This is a genomic window from Corallococcus interemptor, assembly GCF_003668875.1.
In the GTDB taxonomy this organism is placed as follows: domain Bacteria; phylum Myxococcota; class Myxococcia; order Myxococcales; family Myxococcaceae; genus Corallococcus; species Corallococcus interemptor.
Map to the genome: position 1 here is coordinate 1 of NZ_RAWM01000153.1, position 21,141 is coordinate 21,141.

Consider the following 21,141-nt stretch of genomic DNA (forward strand, 5'->3'; position numbering starts at 1 on the left):
GGCCAGGAGGGGGCGGAGTCGGAGGCTGGACACGGGGGCCGGTCTAACGGGTGCGTGAAGCGGATTCAAACGCCGAAGGGGCGGATGGGGAACACGGGGATGGACACGTCCCCAATTACGCGTTGGAACCCCAGCACCCTTGTTGGTACAAGAGCCGAGCCGCGCGTCGGTGCGGCCGTGTGGGAGGCAGCAACTTGCGGGAGAAACTGAAGGCCTTGGCGGAGCTGCAGAAGGTAGACCTCGAGGTCGCCTCGCTCCGGAAGGCGGCGGACGTGCATCCCCGCCAGATTTCCGAGCTGGAGCGGGAGCTGGGGGTCGCGCGCAATGGCATCGAAGCCGAGCGGACACGCGTGGCCGACCTGGAGAAGCAGAAGGCCCTGCTCGAGCAGAACATCACGGACGAGAAGGACAAGGTGAAGAAGTGGGAAGCACGCCTGTCCGACCAGCGCTCCACCCGTGAGTACTCGGCGCTCGCTCGCGAAATCGACATCGCGAAGAAGGGCATCCTCACCCAGTCCGAGGCGCTCACGGAGAAGGTGAAGGAGCTGGGCCAGGCGCGCGAGGCCATCAAGGGCAAGGAGGCGGACTACGCCACCAGGCAGCAGGGCCTGTCCGGCCGGATGACGGAGCTGCGCGGGAAGCTGGGCGAGTCCGAGTCCCAGGTGAAGCAGCTGGAGGGGCGCCGCGCGGAAGTCGCCGCGAACGTGGACGCCAACCTGCTGCGTCGCTACGAGGTCATCCGCAAGAAGAAGCTGCCCGCGATGGTGGGCGTGGTGGCCGGCACCTGCCAGGGCTGCAACATGAACCTGCCCCCGCAGATGTACAACATGCTGCGCACCTCGCTGGGCACCGACGTGTGCCCCTCGTGCAACCGCATCATCTTCGCCGTCGAAGCGCTGCAGGAGCCGAAGGAAAACGCCGAGAAGTAGCGGCGGCGCGTCACCTTCGGTCCCCTCTCCCATGCCGACACCTTCGCTCGTCGACGTCCTCCGTCACATCGCCCGTGAGGAGCCGCTGACGGCGACGGTGCGCGCCTTTCGCGGGCTCACCCGCGAGCACCTGGGCCAGCTGCTGGACGAAGCCGCCGAGCAGCTGGGCGGCGGTCCGCTCGAGGCCGAGGCTCCCGCGACGGAGTCCGCCCCGGCGGCCGCGCTCGACACCACCGCGCCGAGCATCGAGGCGGTGACGCCCGCGGCGGCAGGGGTGCTGAACCGCGTGCGCGTCTATTCAGACGGAGCGGCGCGAGGAAACCCGGGCCCTGCCGGCGCGGGAGCGGTGCTGACGAACACCGAGGGCGCGGTGGTGGCGCGCCTGGGCAAGTTCCTGGGGCACCAGACGAACAACTACGCCGAGTACATGGGCCTGCTCATCGGCCTGCAGCACGCGAAGAGCCTGGGCGCCCGCGAGGTGGAGGTCTTCGCGGACAGCGAGCTGCTCATCCGTCAGCTGGGTGGGCGCTACCAGGTGAAGAGCGCGACGCTGAAGCCCTTGTTCCAGGAGGCGCAGAAGCTGCTGGCGACTTTCGGCAAGGTGAAGCTCGCCCACGTCCCCCGCGCGCAGAACGCGGAGGCGGACGAGATGAGCAACCGCGCCATCGACGAGCGTCTCTAAGGCTCTTTCTTCAGGTCTCGTTCCGAGAACCCTGAAGTAGTCCCTGGTCAAGAAGAGAACTGAACCGGGGAGCCACCCCTCATACCGTCCGGTCTGAGACAGAAGCCACCCCGCAGGAGACCTTCTATTCAGCCACGCATCCCCGACCAGGCCCTCACGCGGCTGCCCCCAACCATTGCACGCAAGCAGGCCACTGACCCGCGCCCATACGGTCGGAGAAGAGGACTCCGCTCGATGCCAACAGCGGCATCCCAAGCTAAGATTCTGGGCAAGGAGAGCGACATGGCACGGAAGAAAAGCCCCAAGGCGGTGGCCGTGAAAATCGTGGGCAAGAAGCCGACCACGCTCGGAGCCAGAAAGGTCGGAGAGAAGATTCGGATCAGCCAGGAGGTCACGAGTCGAGAAGGCTCGACCGCAGTTGTTCGATTCGAGACCACGACGGTCCAGAAACGCGCTCAAGGCAGGAAGGCCAAGTCGCCTGACTGGATGGAGAACCCCCAGCTTCCGGCTCAGCTCCTGACGGCGTTCAGCAAGGCAGTCAACCGGGCGAAGTCGGAGAATGCGAAGTAGCCACATGACCGTTCGCCAAGCGCCGTGGTTCATGCTCGTCGGGGGGATCAATGGGGCTGGGAAGAGCACGTTTTCTCAGAGCCCTGAGACGCTGCGCAGCCTCGTCGAGTTATCGGATGCAGAGAGGATCGAGATCATCAATCCGGACACGGTTACGCGGGCTCTCATGGCAGCGGACCCGAGCCTCAAGCAACCGGATGCGAACCGTCTCGCGGCCGACCAATGCGAACAACACGTCCGAACGCTCATCGACAAGCGGCGGACACACTTCGTCATCGAGACAGTACTGGCGAGCGATAAGTATCGGAGCATCGTTCAGCGTGCGCTGGAGCTCGATTGGAACGTCCTTTTCGTATACGTAGCACTCCCCTCAGTGGAGGCTGCGCTCGATCGGGTTCGAATCCGAGTAGCCAACGGAGGCCATGACGTGCCGGACGAAAAGGTACGGAAGCGTTGGCCTGTTTCACTTCAGAACCTGGCGTGGTTTTGGCGGTCCGCAACCGCATGCGTGCTCATGCTCAACGAGGACAAGCCTGTGTTGCTTGCAAGCAAGCAACAGGGAATCACCAAGATATTCGAAGCGACTCCGTGTCCGCATGCGATGGGCCCAGTGCTGAAGGCCACTGCGGAAGCTTGTGGAGTTGTTGACCCACCGGCTACCGCGAAAGAGTAGCGGCCAATGTGACCATGGATTGCACGTGCGACTTGCTCACGTTGAATCATCCATGGGTGCTTGGAAACTGACGCCTGCCAGGCAAACACACCCTCGCGTGAGCATTCAAATACAGAACGTGGAGGCTGCCGAGATGAGCCACCGCACTATCGACGAGCAGATGTAGCCCAGGGCACGGGCGTCACTCCTCGTCGCCGAAGTAGTCCAGGTCCAGCCGCTTCACCGTGTACGTGGCGACCTCGGTGACACCGACGCCGCTGTCGATCATTAATCTGGCGAGTTCGGTGCCGTCGATGAGGACGATCTTCTTCTCGATGTGTTTCACGTAGTCACGGGCCTCGCGGCTGAAGTCCGAGGTCGTGATGAGCACGCCCTTGCGAGCCCGCTGTCCTTCCAGGCTGCCCGCGAAGGCCTGGACGGTGGGACGGCCGACGGTGTTGTTCCACCGCTTCGCCTGGATGTAGACGACGTCGAGCCCCAGGCGGTCCTCCTTGATGATGCCGTCAATGCCCTCGTCGCCGCTCTGGCCGACGGCCTGGCCCGCGTCCTTGCGGGAGCCGCCGTAGCCCATGGCCACCAGGAGGTCGACGACCAGCTTCTCGAAGAACCGGGGGTCACAGGCCTTGATGCGCTCCAGCAGTTCTTCCGCGAGGCGCCGGCGCAGTTCCTGGTAGCTCTCTTCAAGGACCTCTTCCGGAGTCTCATTGGAGACCGGAAGCTCTGGAGCAGAGGGAGGTGCGTCCGGAGCGTCGTGTTTGAGTGCCGCGAAGACGTTGTACTCGGGGAACTGCTCCAGGAACTTCATGTCGATGCGCGTCGGCTTGCCCTGGAGGACCTGTTGGCCACGCGGTGTGATGCGGAAGCGCCCGCGCCCATTGGCCTCCACAAGCCCGGCCTTCTGCAGGTAGGTCTTCGCCCAGCCGACACGGTTGTGGAGCCGCCGCTGGCGGCCACTGGGGAGCAGTTCGTTGCGCTCCTCCTCCGTGGCCTTGAACTCCACGGCGACGGCGTCCAGCGCCTCGCCCAGCGTGTGGTCCTTGCCGTCCTGGGTGAGCCGGAGGATGGGGAGCATCGCGCTCTGGAAGTCAGGGATGGGCATGGTCAGGCGACCTTGTTCTCACGGCGACGTTTCGAGCGTGCAGTTGGATCGCTATCAGCGGGCTGATTGTTTTCCGCCCGGATCCTTTCGAGGAGGGCCGAGGCGGGCTCGTCTGTGGGGTCCTGGGGAACAAGCTCTCCCCGGCAGGCTTTCGCCAGAATGGCCGCCTCCAAGGATGGCGTTCGGGAAACAGCTTCTGCGCAGACTCGGGCTACAGCCCGAGCCCGAGACATGGCCGCATCAACCCTGCGAACGATCTGCACCTGCTCAGCGAGAGAAGGCAGGGGGACAGGGAAACTTCTCAAGTCAGAGAGGTTCACTCCTTGCTGCGCAACCCCTTTGGTGCGACCAGCAAGGAGCGCTGTCGCGGCTGGCGATGCCAAGAGGTACATGACGAACCGGGGCTCCACTCCTGGCAGCACGGGAAGCATTGCGACTTCGCGACTGATGTTCATCCCGCGCATCTTTTCGGATGCCACAGCCACCCCGCCAACGGTGCCACGAATTGCAAGCAGGACCTCACCACCAGACAGACGGGTGCGTGTGTACTGCTGCTCAATCGACGGGGCCACTCGCTTGAGCAGCGCAAGGTCGATGCTGAAATCCTTGAGGTCACCGCAACGAACCGTCGGCACTCCATCTGCCGTTTCATCGCCCGTTTGAACAATACCGTAGGGCACGCCTCGGTTCGGATCGCACAGGCCATCGACAGGCGCCACAACCCACCCAAGGCCAGAGACAGGGCCAAAGGCGCCCGCCTCATCGTTGCACTCGGGTTCCTTGTACTCGGCTTTCCACTTCTCGTCCTTGGGGAGCTTGCCCTTGGACTGCATTCGCTTCAACTCGGCTTCTTCCCAGCGGCGGCGGCGCTCGGATCGAATCCGCTCCAACAGCTTCGAGGCAGGCTCCACGTCCGGGTTTGCCTCGCGCCAATCCTGTGTGAGGTCTCCCCGGAACGCGGCTGAGAGCACCGACTGCCGGAATCGTTCCAGCAGCGCCGGGATGGCGTCCAGTGATTCCTTCGCTCGGCGGCTGCAGGCCAGGAGGGATTCGAGTTTGGCTACGATGCGGCGCTGCTCGTTGAGTGGGGGCAGAGGGAACTGTATCTCTCGAAACCGCTTCAAACTTAGCTTCTGTTGAGCAACTCCCTTTGTTTGCTCAACAAGCAGACTGCGCACACCAGGCGACCGCAAAAGCAGCGCAAGAAAGTCCGAAGACGTAACTTTCAAATTTGGACTAAGCTTAATACAATCAGATGTAATCACCGCACCAGGTCTATCCAGTGGATAAACAGCAGTATCACCGGGCGGATCGCCCATCTTTGTAATCAAAAGCTCGCCCGGTCGGACCACGTGAGCAGCAAGCTCCGCAGCCTTCTCGTTACTTATGTACTTCGTGTCTGCGCCACCAAATCGTTCCCGCCGAATCTCACGAACAAACACCAAGGGCACACCCGAAGTACGATAATCTTGAACCTTCAGGTTGCTTCCGAAGGGCCCGATGGCAAGCGCATTGGGAACTGTGTCCGAGAGTTCGTCGGCTGTCGCAAAAGCCCAACCCAGTGGAAGCTCAGCATCCATATTTCAACCTATTCAAACTCAGAAGCAACAGTCAGCGCATCCAGCTCAGAAAGAGCCACCTGCAACTGACGTTTGATTTCGGCTGCGATTATTTCAGGCTCTAGCAATTCATCGGCATTCGCCAGTTCTTCACTCTTGAGCCAGAGCAGGTCTAGATTGTCGCCTCGGGCTTCAACCTGCTCGCGACTGAACTTCCGGAATCGCCCCTCGGAGCCCTGGTCCTTACGCTTGCTCTTACCGTAAGGATCCTCGCCGAACGCCGTCTCGAAATCATCGAAGTGCTTCCGCAGGAATGGAGTCCGCTTCCCATAGGCTGGGGCGTTGGTCCGCATATCGTAGAACCAGACGGCTTTCGTGTTGCCCTTGTCTTTTTGACCACGCGTGAAGAACAGCACATTGGTCTTCACTCCCTGCGCGTAGAAGATGCCGGTCGGCAGTCGCAGGACAGTGTGCAGGTCGCACTTGTCCATGAGGTCGGCGCGAATCTCCTGGCCGACGTTCTCCTCGAAGAGAACGTTGTCCGGAACAACAACAGCCGCGCGCCCCCCTGCCTTCAGCCCTCGGTACACATGTTCCAGGAACGCGAACTGCTTGTTCGAGGTCGGGAACGTGAAGTCGTCGCGCTCGGGCTTGCCGCCGCCCTTCTTGGTCCCGAACGGCGGGTTCGTGATGATGATGTCCGCCTTCGGCAGGTCGCGCCCGACAGGCGAGAGCGTGTCGCCGAGAATCAGCTCACCCTCCAGGTCGTGCAGGGCCATGTTCATCAGCGCCAGGCGACGGGTCTCTGGAACCAGCTCCACGCCGTAGAACGCCTTTCGGCGCTGGAACGCCTGCTGCTTCTCCGTGAGGTCGAAGTAGTTGTCCGTCTGTGAGCGAACGTACCGGTCGGCAGCGATAAGGAACCCGCCCGTCCCCGAGGCAGGGTCCTGCACGGTCTCACCGGCTTGCGGCTTCACCACGGCGATGATCGCATCCACCAGGGGCCGAGGCGTGAAGTACTGCCCCGCTCCGGACTTCACCTCCGTGGCGTTCTTCTCCAAAAGCCCTTCGTAGAGGTCGCCAAGGTTCTCCCGGTCCACCCCGTACCAATCGAGCGCATCCAGGGCTTTCACAAGCGCGTTCAGGCTCTTCGGATGTCTCAGCGATGTATTGGCATTTGCGTAGATGTCCTGGACGCGGTTGCTGCCCTTCGTGCCGAGATGGAGGAGCAGTTCCTTGTAGAACTGGAGCTGGTCCATGCCCTCGCGCCTAGCCAGGTCATCCCAGCGATAACCCTTGGGGAGCTGGTCCTCCTGCTTGGTCTCCTTCGCCATCTTCAAAAACAACACGAAAGCCAGCTCGGCGACGTACTGGTGGTAGGTCACCCCGTCTTCGCGGAGGAGGGAGCAGAGGTTCCAGAGCTTCTGTACGAGTTCGTTCGCGTTGGTGTTCATCCGGTTGCCTTGCCACCTTGTTGCCAGAGAGCGTCGTTCAGGTCAGCAAGGACCTGCTCCAGGCGGCCCTCGAAGACCTTGTTGAAGTACGTGAATCCACCACTGGCCCCGAACTGCCCCTGGTCGAAGGCGTCCTTATCCACGACGGATTCGACCTTGAACTGCTTGGCGATCCGCTCCAGCCACTTTCGCTGCGGTGGCGTCCAGGCCTTCGCTTCCAGCACCTGGCGCAAGGCCCGGTCCACCCGCTCGGAGTACGGGACCAGTGCCTCTCCCAGTGCCCTCTGCCGGATGAACCCGATGATGGAGGCCGCGATGTCCTGGTTGGTCGTCTCCCGCCAGGCCGTCTGGAGCGCGGTCTCGTTGTAGCCGGCCCTGTCGAGCGCCAGCTTCAGCTCCTTGAGCTGCTGGCGCGTCAGCTCACGCGGCCGCTGACACACGACCATCAGCGCAGGGAGCACGTTCTGGTTGTTCCGAATGAAGGCCGCAAAATCGTTCAGGTAGTCACCAGGACGGACACGGCCCGGGCCGTAGCCCCGCTCCACGGACTTCAGTGAGTCCGCGTGATGACTGACGTAGATGGGCGACCCGGGTCCCCTGTGGGCATCGAGCACCTCGCCCAGCTGCGGATGGGCTGAGAACCAGGTCGCGACCTCCACGGAGGACTTGTTCCGGAGGAAGAGCAACAGGTCGCCGACGGGCATTCCAGCGACGGCTTCGAAGTGCTCGGAGGACTTCTGCTCGATGGACCGTCGCTTGCGACGAAGCTTGACGACGAACTGGTCAATCACCTGCCGCTGGGCCTCGGCATCCTTGAGGGCCAGGAGCTCCTGGGCGAGCTGCACGAACGTGAAGGATGGATTCACGACGACCGGCTTCATCGACGTGAATCGCTCCAGGGCCGCGTAGAGGTCCACGGCATCGAAGACGCGGAAGACCTCCTTGCCGATGTCGTCACAACGGCGCGTCCCTCGCCCCAGCATCTGCTCGTAGAGGATGCGGCTCTTCACGCGGCGCAGGAACACGAGGTTCACGATGGGCGGCACATCGATGCCGGTCGTGAGCAGGTCCACGGTGACAGCGATGCTCGGCTGCTTCTCGTTCTTGAAGCGGCGGATGAGCTGGAGCGGCTTGTCCGAGCTTCCGGTGATCTTCATCACCGTGTCGTCATCCACGCCCCCATACTGGGCATCCAACGCCTTCTTCAAAGCCGCGACCACGATGTCCGCGTGATGGTCCGTGGCGCAGAAGATGAGGGTCTTCCCCTCCGCGGCAGGGTCGACCTGACGAGCCAGTTCCTCGCAGATAACGCGGTTGAAGTTCTCCGTGACGACCCGGGTGTTGAATGCATCGACCTCGAAGGACAATTCGTCCGGCATGTGAACGAGGTCGAACTTCTGGGCCTCGACGTTCCACGTCGCGGCCTGCTCACCAGCGGCCCAGCGGATGCCACCTTCGGAAAGGTCGGTGGTGATGCGGATGGGCGGCTCATGGTCGACGAGCCAGCCGTCGATGACCGCCTCCGGGTAGCTGTATGTGAACACCGGCTCACCAAAAATCTGCGTGGTGTGCAGGGCCGGTGTCGCCGTCAGGCCGATCTTCACTGCGTCGAAGTGATCAAGCACACGCCGATACGTGCTGATGTAGTCGTCCTGACTCCGGAAGCTCAGCTCCGTATCGCTCATCTCCCGGTCGAGGGTGTAGCCGCGGTGGCACTCATCCACGACGATGCAGTCGTAGTCGTCCACGTTCGGCCGCTCGCCGTCGTCGCTGTAGAGGGTCCGCTTCACCATCCCCTGGACCGTGGCGAAGTGGAGCTTGGTTTCAGGGTCCGGCCGGATGTCCTCCATGCCCTTCACGTTGAAGATGTCCGTGAAGGTCTGAAGCCCCTCCAGACGCGCGTGCTTGAAGGCATTGATGGCCTGCTCGCCGAGGGCACTGCGATCCACGAGGAAGAGCACCCGGCGGAAGCGCCGGGTCTTCACGAGCCGATACACGAGCCCGATGAACGTCCTCGTCTTGCCCGTGCCCGTGGCCATGGCGATGAGACATTCGCGGCGCCCTGTCTCCAGCGCTGACTCGACCGCATGAATGGCCTTGAGCTGGTAGTCGCGCAGGCCGAGGTATTCGGTCGGCTCCACGCGCAGGGCCGCTTCCGACGCCTCCTTGTCCTGCTGGAGCAATCCCTTCAAGCCCTCTGGCGAGTACCAGTCGACGAGGGCCCGGGAATGGTTGGTCGGGCGGCGCGCATCGAGGAAGTGGATTCCACTCTTCAACTCGAGCTGGCGCAGGTACGGCCTGCCGTTTGTCGCGAAGAGGAAGGGCACCAGGTACTTGCCCCATGGCCCCCCTGGAAGAACCTCTTCGCCCTTGACCTGATAGCCCTCGCTGTACCGCTTCGCTTGCTGGATGGCGCCGGGCACGTCCTTGCTCCGGCGCTTCGCTTCGACCACGGCCAGGACCTCCAGACCGGCGAACAGGACGTAGTCCGCTGGACCGCTCGCGGTGGGCCACTCCGCGATGGCCAGGTTGCGGCCACGCTGCGGCCGGGTGCCCGCCGCGAACGTCAGGGTCTGCGAGTCGACCTCCCAGCCCACCTGACGGAGCTGCGCGTCGATCAGCTTGCGCGTGTCGGTCTCGTCCAGGTCCAGGTCGGAACCGGCGTCCTGTGCCTGCCGGACCAGGACGTCGAGCTGCTTGGTTGGGGTTGCCGCAGCCTGAACCTGTGCAGCGGCAAGCCCCGCACGGAGCTTCGCCTCCGCCTCCTCGGCAAGTGACTGCCAGACCTCGCGCTCCTCGGCGTCCTTGCGAGCCCTCTCCTCAGCGGAAAGACGCCGTCGGGCTTCTTCTTCCGCGGCGGACTGGGCGGCCTCGGCACCGAGCTTCGCCTGCGCCAGTTGGCTTCGAAGCCGCTCCAGTTCCTGCGCGAGCGCCTTGCTCTCCTGCGCCGGATCCGGAGGCGGGATGAACGGCCCGGGGTTGAAATGACGTTCCTTGCTGAAGGTCCGGTGGAACCAGATGGCCAGCACCCGGGCGATCTTCAGCCCATGAAGCGCATCACTGTGCGTCCCCCGGACCTCATGCGCTGCGGCGTTCCCGGCTCGCCGGAGTTCATGGAGAACCTGCCGGACCTCGACGGTCAGCGCACCGCGTGCGTCCAGCGCACGAATGAGGTCCACCTGGTTCTGGTCCGGGGAAGCAAGCAGGCCGAGGTTCGCGGCGGCTCGCTGTGCGAGGACCTCCGCGAACTGCCGGAGCTTCATCAGGCAGGTGGTCGGGTCTTCGGCGAAGTAACGCTCTGCCTGTGCACCCAATGCGACGAGCAATGGGTCATGAAGCAACAGGAAGCCAAAATTCGCGGAGCGCGGCTGGGGAGCAGGCACCCCACAACTCTACCGAATGTTCACGGCTTCCCCAGATTTGGCAGGGTGGTGTTGGGTCCACCCCACCCCATGTCAGCCCGGACGGCCGCACTCCTTCCGTCAGGGCACGGAGTCCCCCGCCACGGCGTTGGACGGCTTGGGGCGGTCCCATTTCTGGAGCGCGATGCTGACTGCTCCAGGCAGCAGGATTTCCTTCTTCACCCGCGCATAGGCCGCCTTGGAATCCCGCCCCTGGGCATCCAGCTGGCGCGCGAGGACCAGGTGGAGCGCGGCGCGCTCGCCCCAATCCAGCGTCGTCGTCAGTGACTCCACGGGCAGCGTGCCGCGCAGCACGTCCTGCAGCTCTCCGTAACCCAGCTCCACGCCGGAGAGGTCGAGCGTCCTCGCCGCGAGCGCCGCGTCCCCGAGCCTTTCGAACTCCGCCGCCAGCAACAGGCCTGCCTCGGGGCCGAGGCGGTGGAAGCCGAAGAAGTCGAGTTGCGTGGAAGCCCTTGCGGCGAACCCAGGCTCCTCGGCGAGCGCCAGCATCAGCCGCACCGCGGTCTCGAGCGGATCGTCCTTCGTTCCGAGCGGCGAATCGACCTCCGGAGGCAGTCCCAGCGAGGCCGACAGCCACCGGACCACCATTCCCTCCGGCCTGTCGTTCTGGGCCGACGCGACGAGCTGCCGCATCGCCGCGTTCTCCTTGCCCTCCAGTGACGCGTGTCCCACCAGCTTCGCGTAGAGCTGCACGTCATCCAGGTCGGGTGGCTCCGTCTCCGGGCTGGCCTGGAGCAGTCGCTCCGACAGCCTGCGCGCCGCCTCCGCTCGGCGGCCCAGGGCCACCAGCACCTCGGCATGCGTGTCCTGGTAGCGCGCGTAGTCCGGGTCCCCCTGCTCCATCGCATCCAGCAGCGGGAGCGCATCCGCCCAGCGCTGCTGACGCGCATACCGCACCGCCAGCGCCCGGCGGGGAAGCAGCTCCCCGGGATGAGCGCGCACCAGCGCCTCCAGCCGCGCGGTCCCCGCGGGCTCGGGCTCCACGCGCGCGAGCATCACGGCCATGACCAGGGAGCCGGGATGACGTTCCACCTCGGCCTGGTAGTAGGCGCGGACCTCGTCGTTCCGTCCGGCGCGGCGCATGTCGTACATCCAGGCCCGCTGGGCGTCCGCGTCGTCCGGCTGCGCGTCACGCCGCGCCCGCGTGGCGGCAAGTGACGCGAGGAGCCCCTCCTCACGCGAGAGCACCATCCTCGAGATGAGCGCGGCGTTCCGCGCACCTGGCGTCTCCGGCAGCACCCTCGCGAGCTCTTCCGTGAATCGAGCCGCCTTGGCCGTCTGATGGTTCGACATCAGCCAGCCATAGCTCGCGGCCCATCCTCCTGGTGCCTGGCCCAGATGGAAGCGCGTGGTGTAGCGGCCGTCCTCCTTGCGCATCTGGATGCTTCGGGGCGGATCGGTGAGGACGTAGTCGATGTGTCCCGCGCGCAGGAAGGAGGTCCCCGCGACGACCAGCGACGAGGGCTCGGACTCGGAGGCGGGCGCATCGTTCCGCTCGTAGCGGACCGTCGTGATGAAGAGCGGAGCGGCGCCCAGCAGGTTGTAGACGAAGAGTCCGCCCTCGTCCGTCACGAACACCGTCTCGTGGGCCAGCGTGGCCTCCCCACCGCGCACGTCCACGTCCATGGGCCCGATGGGCATCGGACGCACGAGGTGATCATTCGCCCCGAGCGAGAACCGCTCGCTGCCGGCGGTGACCGTGACCGGGGTGTCCAACGCGTTGACGAAGAGCACCTTCTCCTGGGCCCTTCCGGTCCAGGTCACGCCCACGACCGCGAGCGCACAGATGCCGATTCCGCCGAGCAGCAGCCTGCCGTGGCGTGGAGAAGTGGAAGGAGCACTCACGGCTGGGCCTCCTGGACGAGCGTCGAAGCGGTGAGCAACAACGGGCGGCGGTCACCCGCGCCGGGCAGATGCCAACGGTCCACCCACGCGTGGAACAGGACCTCCGAGCCGCGCGGATCCGCCGCGTCCGCCACGAGGTCCAGCGGCGCGACCGGCAGCTCCAGCCCCTCCGGTTTCACCGACCAACCGCGCTTGCCCGCCTGGACCTCCTCCCGCACGTGGAGGGTCAGCAACGGCGGCCCCTCGCGCTGGGAGCCCCGGCCTCCGTCCACGACGAGGACGCCCTGCCCCACCGCTTCATCCACCGTCCGCTGCCAGGCGCTCACGAGCAACTCCGAGGGATCATCCTGGGGCGTCCGCGCGCCCTCCTGCGCCGCATACGTCACGGTGATGCGGCGGCTGTGCGTGCGCGAGGCGGCGTCCAGCAAGGCCGTGAAGAACGCGCGAGACGGTGCGGCGGCGCTGCCTGGATCCAACCGGGCCTCCAGCTGCGTCCGGGCCTTGCCCAGCTCCGCGTCCACCCGGGCCTGGAGCTGGGGAACGAAGCGGGGGTCGGGCTGCTCGCGCAGGTACTCCAGCATGGTGCTCAGGTCCGCATTCGACGCGACGCGCATCCAGGCGTGCTCCGCGGACAACCGGTTCTGCGGCCACACGGCCGCGCCCACCAGCAACACGCCAATCCCCGCGGCGACGAACACACCGGGCCAGGGCGAAGGCGTGTGCGGTGCCCGCACGTGGCCCTGCTTGTCCGCGCTCGCCAGCAGGGCCGGAGGCAGGTGCTCCACGCCACTCTCCGCGTCGAGCATTCCCCGGCCCAGCAGCTCCAGCACGCGGCGGCGACGGGCGATGAGTTCCTGGGCCAGCGCCTCCGCCTTGTCCTTGCCCTTCACGGTCAGGACCATGCGCTTGTCGCTGAAGCGCATCTGGATGTTGGTGTGCTGATACACGCCGTTGTTCTGGTGATTCACCAGCTGCAGGTCCTGCAGGTGCACGAGCGGCCACACGGTGATGCGGTCGATGGCCACCTGGATCAGGTGCAGCGGATGGATGGTGTTGAAGCGCCCGTAGGGGCTCGCCATCACCCGCAGCAGGTAGCGCGTCTGGTAATACATGGCGCCGCAGCCGAACCCCGCGACGGCCGCCCAGAACACCCAATCCCAGACACCGCGCTCGTTGGTGCCCAGGAAGATGAACGTCAGCAGGAAGCACAGGGCCGTGGCGCAGATCAACGTGAAGAGGGCCGGCATCACCCAGGTCGACAGGACGCGCCAGCCACCGATCCGCTCGGCCTCCGAGTGCAGCCAGTCACGGGTGACCTGCGGCAGGGCGTCCACCTCCACGGTGACGCACGTCGGATACGCGGCCTCGGTGGCGCTCTCCGGGTTGAAGCGCCGGCCGAACGCGAGCAGCTGGTTCGCGCCCCTGGACTTCTGCTGGCCAAAGAGATGCGCGGCGGCCGCGGAGAGCTGGGCTCCCGTCCACCGGCGCAGCTCGGGGTCGGCGTCCTCCGGCAGCTCGGCGTCCAGCCGATCCAGCTCCTTCGCGGCTACGGCGTCCTGGCCGAACTCCAGCATCGTGGCGATGCGCCGCACCTTGAGGGCGAGCACGTCCATCCGCGAGATGCCGGGCAGCGACTGCGCCTGCTCGAGCACCTTGAGCGCGTCCGCCACCTGCCCCATCGCCTCCAGGCAGTCCGCCAGCGCCACGCGCGGGCTCACCTCCGAGGGGCCATGCTTGCCCGCGCGCCAGAACGCGTCCGCGGCCTCCTTCATCCGCTCCAGGCGGAGCAGCGCCCAGCCCCGCTGCAGGTGCGCCTGCCAGTAGTCCGGCGCCCTCGCGAGCAGCGCGTCGAACTCCGCCAGCGCCTCCTTGGCGTCACCCTCGTAGAGGAAGTGGCGGCCCAGCAGGATGCGTGCGTCGTGGAGGTCCGGCTGTTCGTTGAGCAGCTCGGTGAGGAGCCTCCGTCCACCGACCTTGTCACCCGCTTCGAACAGGTTGATGGCCTCCTGGAGGGCGGCGTTGTTCCGTGCCTCCGGGCCGTCCGCCTGCTGCGCGGCGCTGGCGTCGAAGGCCTGCCGCGCTTCGGGGTCGGAGAGCAGTTCGTACGCCTCGCGCAGGCGCCGGAACTCCTCCGGGTGCGTCTCCGGCGGGTTCTGCCGGACGCGCTCGAAGTACGCCTTCTTGATGGCGCGGGCGTCCGCGTCCTGCTCGACGCCCAGCACCTCGTACGGGTTCTGGCGGGGCTCGTTGTTCACCTTCGCTCCAGTCCTGGCGTGTTCCCGGCCGCGTTCACGAGCCGCCACGCCTCATCCAAACTGTCCACCGCGATCAATCTCAGGCGCCCGGACACCTCGGGCGGCAGCGCCGCCACGTCGTCCAGGTTTCGGCGCGGGTGCACCACCACGCGCATGCCTTCGAGGTACGCGGCCACCAACTTCTCGTGCACACCCCCCACGCGCCGCACTTCACCGTTCAGCGTCAGTTCGCCCGTCACGGCCAGCCGCGCGGGCAACGGGCGCTGCGTGTACGCGGAGAGTCCCGCCAGCGAGAGCGCGAGCCCTGACGACAGGCCGTCCTTGCCGACCTCCGTGTCGGTGTAGTGCAGGTGCAGGTCGTAACCCGTCGTGTGCTTCCCCAGGCTCAGCGCGGGCGCGCGGGCGCGAACCACGCTGAAGGCCACGTCCGCGGCCTCCTGGCCCTCGGGGCCCACGTGGCCACTGCACCGCAGCACGCCGCGTCCGGGCACCGCGATCGCCTCCAGCGGCGAGACATGCCCGCCCCCGGGATGCCAGCCGAGCACGCCCACGCGCCCGATGGCAGGCAGGTCGCGCGCCAGCAGCCGGCGACGTTCGGCGACCTCGGCCTCGCGGCCCGCCGCCGCCAGGGACTCTCCGTTCGAGGCCGCACGGGCATAGAGCTCGCGTGCCTCGTCGAGCGCTCCGGCTTCGAGCCGCAGATCTCCCAGCCGCAGCGCGGCGGCCCCCGGCGCGCCCGCCATGTCCAGCACGGCGCGACGGGCCTCTTCGACCTGGGCGATGGGACGGCCTTCCAGCCACAGCAACTCCGCGCGAAGCAGGGCCGCGGCGGCGCGGGTCCGGGTCGACGCGGGCGCGATGACGAGCTGTCGCTTTACCTCCGCGAGCGCGCCTCGGGAGAGCGCTTCCACGGCCGCGTCGAGCTTCGCCTCCGTGAGCGCGGCACGGGCCGTGGGCAGCTTGAGCGCCTGCGTGGCCTGCTCCAGGGGAGGCGCGTCCAGCATGGCGGTGGAGGCCGGAAGCCCGAGCGCGGCGCGGGCACCGAGCACCGACTCCGCGAGGCGCGGGTCTTCCGGCGCGAGCAGCCGGGCCCGCCTCAGCGCGGGCATGGCTTCCGAAGGACGGTTCGTGCGCTCGCACAGGCGGATGACGGCGCGCCACGCCTCCAGTTCGCCGGGGGCGGCTTCGGTGGCTTCGAACGCATGCACGAGCGCGTCGTCGGGCCGGTCTTCCTCCAGGAAGGTGATCAGCTCGGCGCGCAGGGATGCATCGCGAGGCGCTTCGCGCGCGGACGTCTGCAACATCTTCAGCGCTTCCGCCCGCTTGCCATCGCGCGCCCAGGCTCCGCACAGGAGCCGGCGCGCGGGCCCTCCTCCGCCCAGGTCCAGGGCCTTGCGCGCGTGCTCGGCGGCACCTCGGAAGTCACGCTCCTGGAAGAGCGCCTCGGCCAGGGCCAACCGCGCGGCGGGCTCGGTCGGGCGCAGCACCACCGCACGTTTGAGCTCGGTCAGGAGCATGCGCGCTCCCGCGATGGCACCAAGACCAGGGCTTGCGGCCCGGCGCGACATGTCCTTCGCGCCATGAGTCCGTGGGATGGCGGGTGCGCCTCGGCCACGAACACACGCGAGCTGTTGGAGCGCCGCGCCCCCCGGCGCTGAAGTTCGGTCCGCCGCACGCGCTTGCTCAGCCCAGGTCGAACAGCAGGTCGGTCAGCTCGGCGTCCAGACGGGCCGCGGTGACGCGGTCGTTCTTCGCTCGGGCCTCTCGCAAGGCATTGCACAGCGACTCCAGCCGGGGGCGCACGTTCGCCGGCGCGGTCGCGATGCGTTCGGTCGCGGCGGCCAGCAGGGCGTCCGCGTCCGCTTCCGGAGATGCCACCGGAGGAGCCACGGGCACGGGCGCGGACAGCGGCGTGGCCGACACGGGGGCCGCGCCCCACTCACGCGCAAGCCGCTCCTTCGCCTCCAGCCGCTGCTCCGGCCCCAGGCGCTGCGAGCGCTTGTCCACCACGAGCGTGGCCTCCTTGCCCGTGGAGACCACCCGCGTCGTCACGTCCAGGATGCCGTTGATGTCGTACGTGAACGTGACGGCGACCTTCTCCGCTCCCGCTCGCCCGGGAGGCACGCCCTCCACCGTGTACGCGTCCAAGAGCAGGTTGTCCTTCACCAGCCGCGCCTCGCCCTGGAACACGCGGATCTCCACCGCGCGCTGCCCGTCCGCCGTCGTGGCGAAGGTCTCCGTGCGCGACACCGGCACCGTCGTGTTGCGCGGGATGAGCGGCGAGAAGACCCCACCCACCCGCTCACGCCCCACCGTCGCCTGCACCTCCACGCCCAGCGTGAACGGACACACGTCGGTGATCATGATGCCGTGCGCGGCGCTCACCGCGCCCGTCTTCAACCCCGCCTGCAGCGCGGCACCGAGCGCCACCGCTTCGTCGGGGTGCACGCCGTCGCGGGGTTCGCGGCCGAAGTACTCGGCGACCAGCCGGCGCACCAGCGGCACGCGCGAGCTGCCGCCCACCAGCACCACCTCCGCGATGGACTTCTTCGACAGCTTCGCGTCCTTGAGCGCGCTCTCCATCGGTTCCAGCGTGGAGCGCACCAGGTCGGTGATCAACGCGTCGAACCTCGCGCGCGTCACCTCCACCTCCAGCGACGCGGGCGAGCCACCCCGGCCCTGCGCGAGGAACGGGATGATGACCGGCGTGGCCTCCACCGACGTGAGCGCGATCTTCGCGGCCTCCGCCGCGGCCTTGAGCCGCACCTGCGCCGCCAGGTTGCCGGCCAGCGACACGCCGTGGGCGCGCTCGAACTCCGCGCCCAGCCACGCGGCCAGCGCCTGGTCGAAGTCACTGCCTCCCAGCTGGTTGTTGCCCGCGGAGGCCTTCACGTCCAGCACGCCCTGGAACATCTCCAGCACCGACACGTCGAACGTGCCGCCGCCCAGGTCGTACACCAGCACGTACTGCTCGGCGTCCAGGTGGTTCACGCCGTACGCGAGCGCCGCGGCGGTGGGCTCGTTGAGCAGCCGCTCCACCTTGAGCCCCGCCAATTCCCCCGCGTCCTTCGTCGCCTGGCGCTGCGCATCGCTGAAGTAGGCGGGCACGGTGACGACGGCCTCCGTCACCGCGCCGCCCAGCGCCCGCTCCGCGTCCTCACGCAGCGCGCGCAGGATGAGCGCGGAGATCTCCGTGGGGCTGTAGCGCCGGTCCCCGAGCGTTACCGGCAGGTCGCGGCCCATGCGCCGCTTCACCTCCGCGATGGTGCGCTCCGGGTGCACGAGCAGCTGCTCGCGCGCGGACTCGCCCACGTGGAGCCGGCCCTCCGCGTCCAGCCCCACCACGGAGGGCGTGAGGCGTTTGCCCAACCGGTTGGTCAGGAGGTTGGGACGGCCCGCGCTGTCGAGCGCGGCCACCAGCGAGTGCGTGGTGCCCAGATCGATGCCAACGACATGACTCATGCGAGGTGAACCCGAGGCCTTTCGGCGAAGGACCGCGAACGGCGGCTCAGGACTCCGGCGGAGTCCACGGCTGCGCGGGCGTGGCGACGGTGGCGGCTTCCGAGGCGGCGTACATGCGACGCAGCTGCGCGATGCCCTCCTCGCCGATGCCCGCCTCCTGGGCGATCTCCAGCGCGCGCTCCGGCGACGCGTGGGTCACCCACTTCCACTTGTACGAAGCGATGAGCCCGCCGATGCAGGCCAGGGCCAGGACACCCAGGGGGATGGCCCTGCCCGGCTCCATCTCCGTGAAGGCGATGAAGCCAAAGAGCAGCGAGCCCAGGCCCACGACGATGAACAGGAAGCGCGCCCACGCCGTGAGCACGGACTTGCCGCTCATGGAGATGGCCTGACCGCGCCAGCCATTGCCCTCCTCGGCGACGACGAGCCAGCCCTCCAGCGGGATGAGCGGCACGAAGTTGATGTGACCGAACTTCGTCGCCACGTAGCCCAGGCCCGGAATCGCATCGCACTTGCCGAAGAGCCTTGAACCGAAAATGACCATGATGATTCCCCCTCAAAAACGGTCGCGCCGTGCCGTGAGGCACCCGGACGCGTGGGCGCGAATCCTGCGGCACCCGGGCGAACGCGCGCAATCCCCCGCCCCGGGTAGGACAGTGACTCACGACCCCGTGGGCCACCGCTCCAGGTAATACGGACGAGCCAGGAAGAACTGGCTCCCCGACACCCCGAGTGCCCCTGCCCAACGACGCCGCGTCGCTCAATTCCTCCGAGCGGTCGAGGTCATCCCAGACCGGCCCTATCGCTCCACACCCTCCAGCAGCGACAGGATGAAGGCGTCGTAGGCGTCCTTCATCGGCAGCTCGTAGTCGACCTTGATGCGCCGGCGCTCCGCGAGGACCGTCTCCCCTGTCCTGGGGTTGAGGGCCTCCTTCGCGTACGTCTCCCGGTAGAGCCCCGTCCCGCGCTTCTGCCAGTTCGGCACGTCGTTGAAGTTCACGCCCCGCTGGAAGAGCAGCTCGTTCTTCTCCGCCACCGACAGGCGCATGAGCATGGCCGTGGCCTCCGCCACGCCCTTTCCCTCGCGGCGCAGGCTCCAGTAGCAGTGCGCGTTCAGCGCGTTGCGGACCGCGTCCTCGCTGCGCCAGCGGAAGTAGTCGCGCACGAGTTCCACGTTCGGAAGCTCGCAGATGCGGCAGTCGAACGTGCCCAGGTCCCCGAGGAGCAGCGAGAACTTCGCGCTCGCCTCGCCCGCGAGGATGGAGTTGAGCTTGCGCGTCTTGCGCCCGAAGGCGTCCTCGTCCGGGTGGAAGAGCAGTGAGATCTCGTCGCTCTGCGTGTAGCCGTAGACGATCCGGAAGCCGCGGTCCATCAGGTGGCCCGTCGTCGCCACCATCAGGTCCCGGAAGCGCACGTCGAAGGGGCTCTCGAAGGCGTGCACCTCCTTGGTGAGCCGGGTGAAGCCGCGCCCGTCGATGCGCGCCACCATGAACACGCCGGGCAGCACGCACAGGTCGTGCGCGGTCTCGTACACCCGCATCCTCGCGTCCAGCTCATCGAACTTCACGTTGCCACTCCTCCACGGTGAACCCGTCCAGCCCCAGCCGGACGAAGAAGAGACTGTCGAACCCCTCCTCGGGAGTGGGGACCTGCAATCGCTTGTAGGTGCCCAGCACGCCCACCAGCGGCACGCGCTGCTCCACCGGGCGTTGATCATTCCGCAGGAGCGCGTCCGCGACCTTCGACTGGAAGTAGAGCCCCACCACGCGGAAGCCGGACTGCTTCGCGGCCGCGATGTACCGGGAGCGCTCCGCCACCGTGGGGTTGGTGTTGTCCACCACGAAGGGCTGCTTCGCCTCCAGGCATGCGCGCAGGAGCACCTTCTCCCGGTGCCGCGTCTTGAGCATGTCCAGGCTCAGCCGGACGTGGGTGGTGAAGAAGCGCTCCCGGTAGAAGCTGCTCTTCCCCGTCCCCTGGATGCCCGTGAAGATGACCGCTTCCATGCCGCCCCTCCCCTCGCACGAAGGCGGACGCACGACACCGTTCAATCCTGAAGGTGGACCCGGCCGGGCTGGCTGTTGTATCCCCCGGAGTGCCGGAGCGGTCCGGGTGAACGCCGGCCATCGCAGGCATGGATGGCGGGAGGAAAGTCCGGGCTCCAGAGGGCAGGGTGCTGGCTAACGGCCAGTCGAGGCGACTCGCAGGAAAGTGCCACAGAAAACAGACCGCCCGTTCCCGCGAGGGGGCGGGTAAGGGTGAAACGGTGCGGTAAGAGCGCACCGCGTCCGGGGTGACTCGGACGGCACGGTAAACCCCACCTGGAGCAAGAGCCAATAGGAGCGCGTCCCCGAAAGGGGACAGGGATGGCCCGTCCCATGCGTTCGGGTTGCTCGCTGATGAGGCCCCTGGGCAACCAGGGCCCTAGATGAATGTTCGCCGCCCATCCCGAAAGGGGTGGGGACAGAACCCGGCTTACAGGGCCGCTCCGGTTTTTTCCCTGTCACCCGCCCACGGGGACCTGCGCCAGCAGGATGCGCCCCCGGCCGTCGTTGCGCACCGCCTGCGGGTTGGTGAGCGGCAGCCGGGCGTCGTTGCGCGGCTCCCACAACCCCATCCACACGTTGATGGCACGAGGCGACGCGCCCTGCGGCAGGGCGATGACGAACTCGTCCTTCACCGTCTCCCCCACCTTCCACTGCGTCGTGGGGTACAGGCCGCCCGCGGGCTTGTGGTCCACGTTGAGGCGCTCCATGCGCCCGTCCGCGTCCTCGATGTGCACGAAGACCAGGTAGTCCTCTTCAATGGGCTGGAGCACCTTGAAGAAGACGGTGACGCGCGCCTGGTCCCCCACGGGGATCTTGCCCGGCTGCACGGAGGCGCCCACCACCTCCACCTTGCCGCCCAGGTTGGCGCCGCTGCGGATGGACAGCGGGGGCACCTGGGCAACGGTGGCCGCGCGGCGCTCCTGCTCGCTGGCCCCGCCGGGGGCCTCCACGATGCAGGCGCTGGAAGTCCCCAGGAGGACGGTGGCGGACAACAGGACGTTCAGGGGCGGAAGGCGCATGACGGAGGGCGGTTCTACCCGGCCACGGGCGCTGCATCCAACTGCGCGTTGGTGTATGCGGAGCGGCGATGAAGACCCTGAGCCCCCTCGACGCACTCCTTGCGCAGGTGCCCCCCGCCCCCTCCCC

General features: G+C 67.0%; 16 protein-coding genes and 1 other RNA gene. 5 read left to right on the plus strand and 12 right to left on the minus strand.

The features are described from left to right. Positions 1 to 194: 194 nt before the first annotated feature. From D7X96_RS34005 to D7X96_RS34015, 4 genes are all read left to right on the plus strand, one after another. The gene (locus D7X96_RS34005; RefSeq protein ID WP_120551909.1) at positions 195 to 929 is read left to right on the plus strand and encodes a zinc ribbon domain-containing protein; all 735 of its coding nucleotides are present in this window, start codon (positions 195 to 197) and stop codon (positions 927 to 929) included. A gap of 31 nt (positions 930 to 960) precedes the next feature. Continuing rightward, positions 961 to 1,611 carry a ribonuclease HI family protein gene (locus tag D7X96_RS34010; protein ID WP_121723432.1) on the plus strand — a complete coding sequence of 217 codons (651 nt, stop codon included), beginning with the start codon at positions 961 to 963 and terminating at the stop codon, positions 1,609 to 1,611. A 282-nt stretch (positions 1,612 to 1,893) separates the two neighbouring features. After that, the gene (locus D7X96_RS39725; protein ID WP_147442930.1) at positions 1,894 to 2,181 is read left to right on the plus strand and encodes a hypothetical protein; all 288 of its coding nucleotides are present in this window, start codon (positions 1,894 to 1,896) and stop codon (positions 2,179 to 2,181) included. Between the two features lie 4 nt (positions 2,182 to 2,185). After that, positions 2,186 to 2,854: an ATPase gene (locus D7X96_RS34015; protein WP_158616302.1), complete on the plus strand. Its 669-nt coding sequence runs from the start codon at positions 2,186 to 2,188 to the stop codon at positions 2,852 to 2,854. Positions 2,855 to 3,035: 181 nt separating this feature from the next. Here D7X96_RS34015 and D7X96_RS34020 read toward each other — a convergent pair whose 3' ends face one another. From D7X96_RS34020 to D7X96_RS34070, 11 genes are all read right to left on the minus strand, one after another. Further along, on the minus strand, positions 3,036 to 3,953 hold the full coding sequence (locus D7X96_RS34020; RefSeq protein WP_120551906.1) for a restriction endonuclease: 918 nt from the start codon (positions 3,951 to 3,953) through the stop codon (positions 3,036 to 3,038). A 2-nt stretch (positions 3,954 to 3,955) separates the two neighbouring features. Then, the gene (locus D7X96_RS34025) at positions 3,956 to 5,533 is read right to left on the minus strand and encodes a restriction endonuclease subunit S (protein WP_120551905.1); all 1,578 of its coding nucleotides are present in this window, start codon (positions 5,531 to 5,533) and stop codon (positions 3,956 to 3,958) included. Positions 5,534 to 5,541: 8 nt separating this feature from the next. Next, the gene (locus tag D7X96_RS34030) at positions 5,542 to 6,966 is read right to left on the minus strand and encodes a class I SAM-dependent DNA methyltransferase (protein ID WP_120551904.1); all 1,425 of its coding nucleotides are present in this window, start codon (positions 6,964 to 6,966) and stop codon (positions 5,542 to 5,544) included. Next, entirely contained in the window at positions 6,963 to 10,349 is a 3,387-nt protein-coding gene (hsdR, locus tag D7X96_RS34035; RefSeq protein ID WP_120551903.1) for a type I restriction-modification system endonuclease, read from the minus strand. Before hsdR ends, D7X96_RS34030 begins: the two co-directional genes overlap by 4 nt. A 99-nt stretch (positions 10,350 to 10,448) precedes the next feature. Continuing rightward, positions 10,449 to 12,233, minus strand: a complete 1,785-nt coding sequence (locus tag D7X96_RS34040; protein ID WP_121771622.1) for a tetratricopeptide repeat protein — start codon at positions 12,231 to 12,233, stop codon at positions 10,449 to 10,451. Further along, the gene (locus D7X96_RS34045; protein WP_121771623.1) at positions 12,230 to 14,488 is read right to left on the minus strand and encodes a J domain-containing protein; all 2,259 of its coding nucleotides are present in this window, start codon (positions 14,486 to 14,488) and stop codon (positions 12,230 to 12,232) included. The genes D7X96_RS34040 and D7X96_RS34045 overlap by 4 nt, the downstream gene beginning before the upstream one ends. Beyond that, the gene (locus D7X96_RS34050) at positions 14,485 to 16,005 is read right to left on the minus strand and encodes a S16 family serine protease (protein WP_121771624.1); all 1,521 of its coding nucleotides are present in this window, start codon (positions 16,003 to 16,005) and stop codon (positions 14,485 to 14,487) included. The genes D7X96_RS34045 and D7X96_RS34050 overlap by 4 nt, the downstream gene beginning before the upstream one ends. Before the next feature lie 166 nt (positions 16,006 to 16,171). After that, positions 16,172 to 17,950 carry an Hsp70 family protein gene (locus tag D7X96_RS34055; protein WP_121723426.1) on the minus strand — a complete coding sequence of 593 codons (1,779 nt, stop codon included), beginning with the start codon at positions 17,948 to 17,950 and terminating at the stop codon, positions 16,172 to 16,174. Positions 17,951 to 17,996: 46 nt separating this feature from the next. Further along, positions 17,997 to 18,494: a hypothetical protein gene (locus tag D7X96_RS34060; protein ID WP_121723425.1), complete on the minus strand. Its 498-nt coding sequence runs from the start codon at positions 18,492 to 18,494 to the stop codon at positions 17,997 to 17,999. A 255-nt stretch (positions 18,495 to 18,749) separates the two neighbouring features. Beyond that, positions 18,750 to 19,517 carry a tRNA(His) guanylyltransferase Thg1 family protein gene (locus tag D7X96_RS34065; protein ID WP_121771625.1) on the minus strand — a complete coding sequence of 256 codons (768 nt, stop codon included), beginning with the start codon at positions 19,515 to 19,517 and terminating at the stop codon, positions 18,750 to 18,752. After that, the gene (locus D7X96_RS34070; protein WP_120551896.1) at positions 19,504 to 19,953 is read right to left on the minus strand and encodes an AAA family ATPase; all 450 of its coding nucleotides are present in this window, start codon (positions 19,951 to 19,953) and stop codon (positions 19,504 to 19,506) included. The genes D7X96_RS34065 and D7X96_RS34070 overlap by 14 nt, the downstream gene beginning before the upstream one ends. Before the next feature lie 94 nt (positions 19,954 to 20,047). Here D7X96_RS34070 and rnpB point away from each other — a divergent pair. Further along, positions 20,048 to 20,441: RNase P RNA component class A (rnpB, locus tag D7X96_RS34075), an RNA gene on the plus strand. A 9-nt stretch (positions 20,442 to 20,450) separates the two neighbouring features. On the opposite strand, the gene D7X96_RS34080 is transcribed toward rnpB, so the two are convergent. Continuing rightward, positions 20,451 to 21,014, minus strand: coding sequence for a hypothetical protein (locus D7X96_RS34080; protein ID WP_120551895.1), 564 nt, complete (start codon positions 21,012 to 21,014; stop codon positions 20,451 to 20,453). Positions 21,015 to 21,141 lie beyond the last annotated feature (127 nt).

Bases quoted from the DNA above. Each gene is read 5' to 3' on its own strand.
- D7X96_RS34010 (WP_121723432.1), top strand. From the start codon at position 961: ATGCCGACACCTTCGCTCGTCGACGTCCTCCGTCACATCGCCCGTGAG.
- D7X96_RS39725 (WP_147442930.1), top strand. From the start codon at position 1,894: ATGGCACGGAAGAAAAGCCCCAAGGCGGTGGCCGTGAAAATCGTGGGC.
- D7X96_RS34015 (WP_158616302.1), top strand. From the start codon at position 2,186: ATGACCGTTCGCCAAGCGCCGTGGTTCATGCTCGTCGGGGGGATCAAT.
- D7X96_RS34020 (WP_120551906.1), bottom strand. From the start codon at position 3,953: ATGCCCATCCCTGACTTCCAGAGCGCGATGCTCCCCATCCTCCGGCTC.
- D7X96_RS34025 (WP_120551905.1), bottom strand. From the start codon at position 5,533: ATGGATGCTGAGCTTCCACTGGGTTGGGCTTTTGCGACAGCCGACGAA.
- D7X96_RS34030 (WP_120551904.1), bottom strand. From the start codon at position 6,966: ATGAACACCAACGCGAACGAACTCGTACAGAAGCTCTGGAACCTCTGC.
- D7X96_RS34050 (WP_121771624.1), bottom strand. From the start codon at position 16,005: ATGCTCCTGACCGAGCTCAAACGTGCGGTGGTGCTGCGCCCGACCGAG.
- D7X96_RS34055 (WP_121723426.1), bottom strand. From the start codon at position 17,950: ATGAGTCATGTCGTTGGCATCGATCTGGGCACCACGCACTCGCTGGTG.
- D7X96_RS34060 (WP_121723425.1), bottom strand. From the start codon at position 18,494: ATGGTCATTTTCGGTTCAAGGCTCTTCGGCAAGTGCGATGCGATTCCG.
- D7X96_RS34070 (WP_120551896.1), bottom strand. From the start codon at position 19,953: ATGGAAGCGGTCATCTTCACGGGCATCCAGGGGACGGGGAAGAGCAGC.
- D7X96_RS34080 (WP_120551895.1), bottom strand. From the start codon at position 21,014: ATGCGCCTTCCGCCCCTGAACGTCCTGTTGTCCGCCACCGTCCTCCTG.